This window comes from Streptomyces sp. URMC 123 (genome assembly GCF_051386515.1).
Lineage (GTDB): Bacteria > Actinomycetota > Actinomycetes > Streptomycetales > Streptomycetaceae > Streptomyces.
This window is the reverse complement of the sequence record NZ_JBPQTV010000302.1, coordinates 1-7,752: the sequence shown is the minus strand read 5'-3', so window position 1 is coordinate 7,752 and position 7,752 is coordinate 1. Positions and strand designations below refer to the sequence as shown.

Annotated in this window: 9 protein-coding genes; 4 read left to right on the top strand and 5 right to left on the bottom strand. The window is 73.1% G+C overall.

The genetic code is table 11. The features are described from left to right. Positions 1-13 precede the first annotated feature (13 nt). From ACSNOD_RS25480 to ACSNOD_RS25470, 3 genes are all read right to left on the bottom strand, one after another. Positions 14-1,417, bottom strand: coding sequence for a hypothetical protein (locus tag ACSNOD_RS25480; RefSeq protein ID WP_436769389.1), 1,404 nt, complete (start codon positions 1,415-1,417; stop codon positions 14-16). 44 nt (positions 1,418-1,461) lie between these two features. After that, the gene (locus tag ACSNOD_RS25475) at positions 1,462-1,710 is read right to left on the bottom strand and encodes a hypothetical protein (protein ID WP_436769388.1); all 249 of its coding nucleotides are present in this window, start codon (positions 1,708-1,710) and stop codon (positions 1,462-1,464) included. Positions 1,711-1,819: 109 nt separating this feature from the next. Beyond that, positions 1,820-2,194, bottom strand: coding sequence for an SCP2 sterol-binding domain-containing protein (locus ACSNOD_RS25470; RefSeq protein ID WP_436769387.1), 375 nt, complete (start codon positions 2,192-2,194; stop codon positions 1,820-1,822). Positions 2,195-2,583: 389 nt separating this feature from the next. Here ACSNOD_RS25470 and ACSNOD_RS25465 point away from each other — a divergent pair, with 389 nt between their 5' ends. Both ACSNOD_RS25465 and ACSNOD_RS25460 read left to right on the top strand, forming a co-directional pair. Beyond that, positions 2,584-3,033, top strand: coding sequence for a hypothetical protein (locus tag ACSNOD_RS25465; protein WP_436769386.1), 450 nt, complete (start codon positions 2,584-2,586; stop codon positions 3,031-3,033). 100 nt (positions 3,034-3,133) lie between these two features. Continuing rightward, positions 3,134-3,568, top strand: a complete 435-nt coding sequence (locus ACSNOD_RS25460) for a VOC family protein (protein ID WP_436769385.1) — start codon at positions 3,134-3,136, stop codon at positions 3,566-3,568. Between the two features lie 140 nt (positions 3,569-3,708). On the opposite strand, the gene ACSNOD_RS25455 is transcribed toward ACSNOD_RS25460, so the two are convergent. Beyond that, entirely contained in the window at positions 3,709-4,866 is a 1,158-nt protein-coding gene (locus tag ACSNOD_RS25455) for an FAD-dependent monooxygenase (protein ID WP_436769384.1), read from the bottom strand. An 89-nt stretch (positions 4,867-4,955) separates the two neighbouring features. Between ACSNOD_RS25455 and ACSNOD_RS25450 the strand changes: the two genes are divergently transcribed. Further along, positions 4,956-5,513: a TetR/AcrR family transcriptional regulator gene (locus ACSNOD_RS25450; protein WP_436769383.1), complete on the top strand. Its 558-nt coding sequence runs from the start codon at positions 4,956-4,958 to the stop codon at positions 5,511-5,513. Positions 5,514-5,630: 117 nt separating this feature from the next. On the opposite strand, the gene ACSNOD_RS25445 is transcribed toward ACSNOD_RS25450, so the two are convergent. After that, the gene (locus ACSNOD_RS25445; protein WP_436769382.1) at positions 5,631-6,680 is read right to left on the bottom strand and encodes a PucR family transcriptional regulator; all 1,050 of its coding nucleotides are present in this window, start codon (positions 6,678-6,680) and stop codon (positions 5,631-5,633) included. Between the two features lie 96 nt (positions 6,681-6,776). Between ACSNOD_RS25445 and ACSNOD_RS25440 the strand changes: the two genes are divergently transcribed. Continuing rightward, positions 6,777-7,673, top strand: coding sequence for an alpha/beta hydrolase (locus ACSNOD_RS25440; RefSeq protein WP_436769381.1), 897 nt, complete (start codon positions 6,777-6,779; stop codon positions 7,671-7,673). Positions 7,674-7,752: the final 79 nt, after the last annotated feature.

Here is a 7,752-nt window from a genome sequence, read left to right as displayed (position 1 = left end):
CCGCCGGCCCCGGTCACCATGGCGTACGCGCCGACGGCCGCGGCCCCATCCGGTCCTCGGCGAAGAGGCGCCGGCGGACGCCCCGGTACGTGTAGGCGCTGAGCCATTCGAACTCGCAGTAGGTCATGACGTCGGTCCACTGGCGGCCGGGCAGCACGGCCATGGGCAGGCCCAGGGCGGGGTCGCCCACGTCGAACCCGGCGAAGCCCGTGTCCGAGCCGGCGAGACGCCCTCCGTCGTACGGGTAGTTCCTGAGGTCGTCGCTCGACTCCCCGCAGAAGCCCGGGTGCAGCCGGCCGAGGGTGTGCCCCAGCTCATGGCCCCCGTACCAGTCGCCGTACGAGGTGTCGGTGTCCCAGGGGAAGCTCCCGGCCGGGTCCCCGGTCGGGCCGGAGGCCACGGTGTCCGGCGCCGGGCTCGTGACCGGAACCCCCTCCGCGCAGCCGCGCATGAAGAAGCCGCCGTTGACGCGGCCGCCGTCGCTCACCAGGCCGTAGTAGTGCGTGCGCTGATCTTCCCCCGCGCTCATGTCCAGGTCCCGCAGCGCCTGGATCTGGGCGTTGGCGTCGTCGCAGCCGAAGGGGGCGGTGGCCGTGGCGTCCACGACCGCCTGCGTGCTGATGACCCGGCCCACGGGGTAGGCGCGGCGCAGCCACGACAGCAGCATCGCGAAGTCGTTGGCGGTGGGGGAGTGGGTGACCGGGGGGTTCCCCGCGGTGTACCGCAGCCCCAGCAGTCTCAGCCGCAGCGGGGGACTCGCGCCGAACCAGACGACCGGTCTGCGCTCCCGGGCGACGGCGAGCCGGCTGCCGGTCGCAGTGTCGGTGACGCTGCCGAGGGAGATCGCCAACGGTCCCTCCTCCGTGAGGGAGTCCGGCAGCAGGAACGTCAGGCTGTGGCCCAGGACGTGACGGGCGGCCGCCATGTCCCCGGCGCGCGCGGCGTCGAGGCTCGCCGTGCCCGTCGACGGAACCGTCACGACCGGCTCCGAGGGCCCGCGGCGCACGGCCAGCTCACCGCGCACCGTCACTCCGGGAGTGGCGTAGTAGGTGAGGTACACCCGGACCGCGGTCCGCTTCCCCGCGATCAGCGGCACGGAGCCGGCCAGGTCCTGGATGCCCTGGGTGACCTCGACGGCCTCCATCTGCAGGGGGTGCGCGGCCACGTCGTAACGGGGCGAGGACACGCTCAGGATCTCGGCCGACTCGGTGTCGTGGTCGATGTCGACCTCCTGCCCGCCGGTCAGGAAGTGCGTCAGGGACGTCAGCATCGTCCGCTTGAGGACGTCCCGCGCCTCGTCCCCGGAGCGCATCGTCAGCAGAAACAGCTCCGTCGCGTTCGGGTGCGGGCCCACCTGTACGCATGCGGTGTTCTGCGCCTGGTTCAGCCCCTGGACATAGCCTCGTGTGACAGCCATGGCGAATTCGCCCCTTGAGTTCGCTCCGAACGCGTTACGAGTCGCTACACGGATTCGATGACGACTCCGGTGATGAACGGGTCGTCATCGGCGTGCACGGCGCTCACGGGCCGGTAGTTCGAGAGCGCGGTGGCGAGGGTCTCGATGAGGCTTCCCGCGTCGGCGGCGCCGGCCGGCGTGCCGTCGTGTTGCACGCTGAGCATTTCGGCGTTGTCCGGCCGGGGGCCGATCATCACACAGGCTCCCGTGCTGTGCACGGACAGAAGCTGGACGAGTCCGAATGTCTGGGCCACGATTCCTCGCCTCCGGAGAAATGCGCTGAGGTGACATGACAGGGAGTCGTGATACGGGGCCGGATGCGCGGCCGGTCGCGAGAAGCGGACGCGCGGGTCGGATACGGGGTCACCGCGGACCGGCGAAGAGCGGCTTGGACAGCAGGCCCAGTTCCACCGCCACGTCGTTGAGGTAGGACAGGTCCCCGCGGACCCGCAGGCCGCCGGCGAGGAACCGCTGACGTGCGTCGGCCTCGCCGTCGAGGATCGCGCAGAGGGTCTCCCCCCGGCCGATCACCTCGACCAGCGGCTCGCTGTCGACCCCCGCTCCGGAGACATCCGTGATGCGGAGTTCGGCGGCGCCGCATTCCAGGCGATACGCCCCGGCACCCGGGTCGGTGAGCCGGAATACCAGGCCGCCCTGGCGTACCGAGTCGCACGCCTGCAATTTCCGCGCCAGCCGGCCGAGAGAATCGAGGAACGTCGCTTCGATGTCCTGCGCCATGATGTCCTCCCGCGATCCGGCTCGCGGATGTCGCCGGTGATCCGGTATACGGTCGATTCCGCGCGCCGTGATACGCAGAGTAAGTGTTCGTTCGAACGTCGACTACTGGATTAACGTCCAAAAAAGGAATAGCTGACTCCGCGTCAAGGGAGTTCGTCGCCTCGTCATACGGTCGGAGGAATCGGTTTTCTCGCGGGAGTGGCGGGAATCCGGGCCGGGTGGCGGGGGCCGGTTCGCGGCCGGCGCGCCGCCGACCTCATGCGGCACCGCTGCCCGAGGGCGCCGATTTCGTACGGCGTCGATTCCGCACGGCGCCGATTCCGTACGGCGTCGCGCGGGCTCCCTCCGGACGGCGCCGGTTGTCAGGGGCGGATGGCAAGATCCGGTGCATGGGAGTTCTCTTCGGCTACTACGCCGCCACCGACGATCACGACGCGGCACGGGCGATCGTGCGCGAGGACGGCGAGCCGGTGGGCACCGGTTACGACGAGGTCGTGGTGAAGGGCGTGGACCCCGTGGTCGCCCTGCTGCCCGCCGAGGCGCTCCTCACCGGCAGGCCCGCGGCCGCCGTGAAGGCCGACCGCCGGCGCGGTCACCTGGTCGCCATGGTGGGGGAGGGCGAGGTCGTCGGCCTGGCGCTCACGGATTGCCTCCGCGACTGCCTCGTGGGTCGTGACGCCGCGTCGCTGGCCGCGGTGGCGCGCGACTGGTCCGCGTCCGATGCCTTCGACACGCCCCCGGACCCGGACGGGCTCGCGGAGTTCCTGGGCGACCTGGCCGCCCTCGCCACCCGGGCCGCCGCCCGCGGCCGGCGCCTCTACTGCTGGATCTGCCCCTGAGGGCTGTCCCGTGACCGGCCTCCGGGGCCCGGCCGCACCCCCAAAGGGGCGCATCCGTAATGGAGATGAACGACAGAGCCGCCCCTGCTATGGTGCGCCGATGTCAACGATCAGGCAGTTCCAAGTGACCTTCGACTGCGCAGATCCCGAGCGCGTCGCTCGTTTTTGGTGCGAGATTCTGGGGTACGTCGTACCGCCGCCGCCGGAGGGCTTCGCCACGTGGGACGAGTTCCATCGCTCGCGGTCACCTGAGGATCGGGGCTCGTGGTTCGCGTGCAGTGATCCCTCGGGTGTGGGCCCGCGACTGTACTTTCAGCGCGTTCCCGAAGGCAAGGTCGTCAAGAACCGGGTGCATCTCGACGTGCGGGTCGGCACCGGGCTCGTGGGTGCGGAGCGCCTCGCCGCCCTTGAGGCCGAATGCGCACGGCTGGTCGCGCTCGGCGCGGTACACGTGCAGACGCTGTACGCCGATGAGGAGAACGAGTCGTGCATCGTGATGCAGGACATCGAGGGCAACGAGTTCTGCCTCGACTGACGGCCGGCGACGTTCGGTGACCAGCGGGACCCGGTCCGGCGGCGTCAGGCTCCACGGCCGGTTCTCACGGGCCGGGTCCGCACCGTGAGGTCACCACAGCACGTTTCGCCACCCCGCCATGGCGCCTGCCGGTTCCCCCGTCAGCCCAGGCGGGGTGGCGCCCAGTCGGCATGGCGCAGGATGGCCCGGACGGCCGTACGGGACGGGGCCAGCCGGAGTGCCGTGTTGCGCGCCGCGATGGCCAGGGGATGGGACAACTGCTGTCCGATCCGCCCGGCCTGGCGCGCCGCACGCGCGACGGACTGGCTGCGGGGCCGGCGCTCGGCGTCGTAACGGGTCAGCGCCGACTCGACCGTGGGTTCGCCGGCGAGCGCGGCGGCCAGGCCGGCCGCGTCCTCCAGCGCCTGGCAGGCTCCCTGGCCGAGGTTGGGCGTCATGGCATGGGCCGCGTCACCGAGGAGCGCGACCCGGCCCGCGGTGAAGGCGGGCAGGGGCGTCACCAACTCGTGAATGTCGTGGTGCAGGACGGCCTCGGGCCGGGTCGCGTCCAGCAGCGCGGGGATGGGATCGTGCCAGTCGCCGAAGCGGCGCCGCAACGCGGCAAGGGCGTCCGCGTGCCGCACGCCGGGCGGCGAGTTGAGCACCGCGTGCCACTCGGCCCGCCCGTCGGCGAAGGCGATGTGGCCGAACTCCGCGCCCTTCCCCCAGGTGAGTTCGAAGTCGGTGCGCAGCGCCACCGGATGCTCGGTGATGGCGCGCAGGACCGTCGACCCGCTGTAGGCGGGGCCGGGGTGGGCGGGGAAGAGCCGGGCGCGCAGCCGGCTGCCCACGCCGTCGGCGGCCACGACCAGATCCGCGTCCACGGCACCGTCCCGGAGAGGCACCCGTACCCGCTCGGGGAACGAGGTGTCGACGGACGTCACCTCGGACCCGATGACCAGACACTCGGGCGGCAGGGCCTCGCGCAGCAGGCGGTGCAGCACGGCTCGGGGGATGCCGACGATCGGCGTGCCCAGCTCGCGCTCCAGCGCGGCGCCGTCCATGCGGGCCAGCCAGCCGCCGCCCGGGGTGCGGGTGCCCCCGGTGTACTGCGGCCGCGCCGCCGCGCGCACCGCCGCGCCGACGCCGAGGGCGTCGAGGGCGCGCAGCCCGTTGGCGTGCAGGGAGATGCCCGCGCCCACATCGGCCAGGGCGGCGGCCCGTTCCACGACCGTCACCTCCCAGCCGATCAGCCGCAGGCCGATGGCGGCGGCCAGCCCGCCGATGCCGCCGCCGACCACTACCGCGCTTCCGCCCATGCCCGGTCCTCCTCCGTCCGCCCCGCACCAGATCTTCTACAGGTGTAGAAAAAGAGTACTCCGGCCGCCTACAGGTGTAGAAATGCGGGGTGCCCACCGATCGACGCGCTCTCCTCGCCGACGCCGCCATCACCGTCCTCGCGGAGACCGGTGCGCGAGGGCTGACCCACCGCGCGGTGGACCGGGCGGCGAACCTGCCGCCCGGCACCACCTCCGCCTACTACCGCACCCGCCAGGCGCTGCTCACCGCACTGGTCCGGCGCCTGGTCGCGCTCGACCAGGCGGAGCTCCAGGAGATGGGAACGCAGGCGCCGGCGCCGCGGACCGCCGACGACCTGGCGGCCGGGATCGTCGCCCTCGCCGAACGACGGCTCACCGGGGACGGCCGCCGGCGCTCCCTCGCCCGCTACGCGTGCGCCATCGAGAGCGTGCACCACCCCGAGCTGCGGGAGATCCTCGTACCGCGCGAGAACGCGGGCCGACGAGCGGTCCAGGACTTCCTGACCGCACACGGCGTCCCGGACGCCGAGACCCGCACCGTCACGCTGTTGACCTGCGTGGACGGTTTGATCTTCGACCGCCTGGTGAACGGCGGCGGCGTGTCCGCCGAGGAGATCCGCCAACTGGTGACAGCGGCGCTGTCATGAGTCCCCTTCCCGCGCGCTGCGTCCGGTTCGCGGGTACGGCCAACGGGAGCGTGAGAAGGCCCCGTTGGTCTGTTTGCGCGGTCCAACGGGGCAGTCGGCCGCGCGAGCGTCAGGCGCTCAGCCGTCGAGCAGCCGCCATGCCGTGAGGGCGAGCGTGGCCCGTATCAGGCCGGTGGGCTCGGTGAGTTCGATGCCCAGGGCCTTGGCGATCTGATCGAGGCGGCGGGCCACACTGCTGTGGTGCAGGTGGAGGAGGTCGGCGGCCCGGCGCAGGGAGCCGGTGGCGCAGTAGGCGTCCAGGGTCTCCAGATCTCCCGGGTTGCCCGCGATGCGGGCGATCGCGGCCACGTCGGCGTTGTCCCGCGCGGTGCCCTGGGGCACCTGGGCGAGCAGGGCCAGCGCGCCCAGGTCGTCGTAGTGGACGACCGGCCGGCGCGGGGTGGTGAAGCGGAGCGCGGTGCGGGCCTGTTGCCAGGACCGGTCGGGGCTCTCGGCGGCGCCGATGCCCCCGCGTACGTCCCCCGGGAACCCGGCCCGGTCCACGCTCGTCGCCAGGACGACGCCCACGTCCGCGAGCGGTGCCGCCTTCACCGGGCGCGCCGGGCAGATCAGGGCGCCGATCCGGTCGAGCGCGAGCCGCGACCGTACGGCGACGACGTGGACCGGCACGCCCGCGGCGAAACCCAGGAGCCGCAGCGCCCGCGCCCTGGCCGCCTCGTCGCTGTCGGAGCTGATCACCAACTCCACGAGCGCGGGGTCGGCCATGGTGGTACGGGCCGGGCCGTACCGCTCGACGACCGTCGCGGCGGCGATGGCGAGCCGGTCGAGCAGCAGCTGGTCGAGGTCGTACGAGCCGGGGGCGCCGGGCGCGGCGGGGCGTTCCAGCCACACCGTGCCGATCTCCTCCTCGTCGAGGGTGATCGGCGCCGTGGCCGACGCGGGCGCCGGCGGGGCGGACATCTCCCTGCCGTCGGGCGCGACGCGGATCGCCCGCCCCGCGCCATGGAGCCGCATCCCGACCACGCACTCGGCCAGGCCCGCCGAGGCCCGGGCGAGCGCCGGGAGATCCACCCGCCGGCGCATCAGCGTGTCGTAGAACATGATGACGCGCAGGGCGCCCTCGACGTGCGCGTCCAGTTGCGACAGCCGTACGGCCAGTGCCTCCATGGCAGGAGGATAGGCGCCGATCGGCGCGTCATCCGCGGGGGATGCCCGACGGGCGGCGGGTGATCGCGAGGGATGGCGGCCGTCAGGATGGCCGACATGGACCCAGAACTCGAAGCGTTCGTACCGTTGTTCCCCAAGGCCGATCTGACCGACCCGGTCGGCCAGCGCAAGAACCTGGCCGCCCTGGCCGCCACGTTGCCGCCCCCGGACACCACGGGAATGGAGATCGAGGACCGTACGGTGCCGGCCGATCCCGACGTGGCGGTGCGGATCTACCGCCCGCACCAGGCACGGGGCGCCGTCGTCTGGCTGCACGGCGGCGGGTTCGTCATGGGTGACCTGGACACCGAGCACCCGTGGGCCGCCCGGCTGGCGGACGGCTCCGGCGCGGTGCTGATCTCGGTGGACTACCGCCTGGCCCCCGAGCACCCGTTCCCGGCCGCCCTGGACGACGCCTACGCCGCGCTGCTCTGGACGGCCGAGCACGCGGCGGAGCTCGGCATCGATCCGGAGCGGATCGCGGTCGGAGGCCACAGCGCCGGGGCGGGGCTCGCCGCCGCGGTGGCGCTGCGGGCGCGCGACCAGCACGGGCCGCCGATCCGCTTCCAACTGCTCAACCAGGCGCAGCTCGACGACCGGCAGGAGACCTGGTCGCAGCGGAACTTCACCGGGACGCCCTGGATGAACCGCGACAAACTCACCGCCTCGTGGCGGCACTACCTGGGCTCCGCGCCCGCCACGCCGTACGCCGCCCCCGCGCGCGCCGCCGACCTGTCCGGCCTGCCGCCCGCCCACATCGCCACCGCTGAGCTCTGCCCGAACCGCGACGAGGACATCGACTACGCGCTGCGCCTGCTGCGGGCGGGCGTCTCGGTCGAACTGCACCAGTGGCCCGGCACGTTCCACGGGTCGCAGGCGATCCTGTCCGCCGAGGTGTCACAGCGGCAGATCGCCGAACTCGCCGCCGCCGTACGCCGCGCCGTGGCCGACTGAGACCGGCGGTGGCCCCGGCCGGCCCGCGCACCGGGGTCGCGGCCGACCGGGCCCACCGCCCCTACGCCCGCGCCCCCGC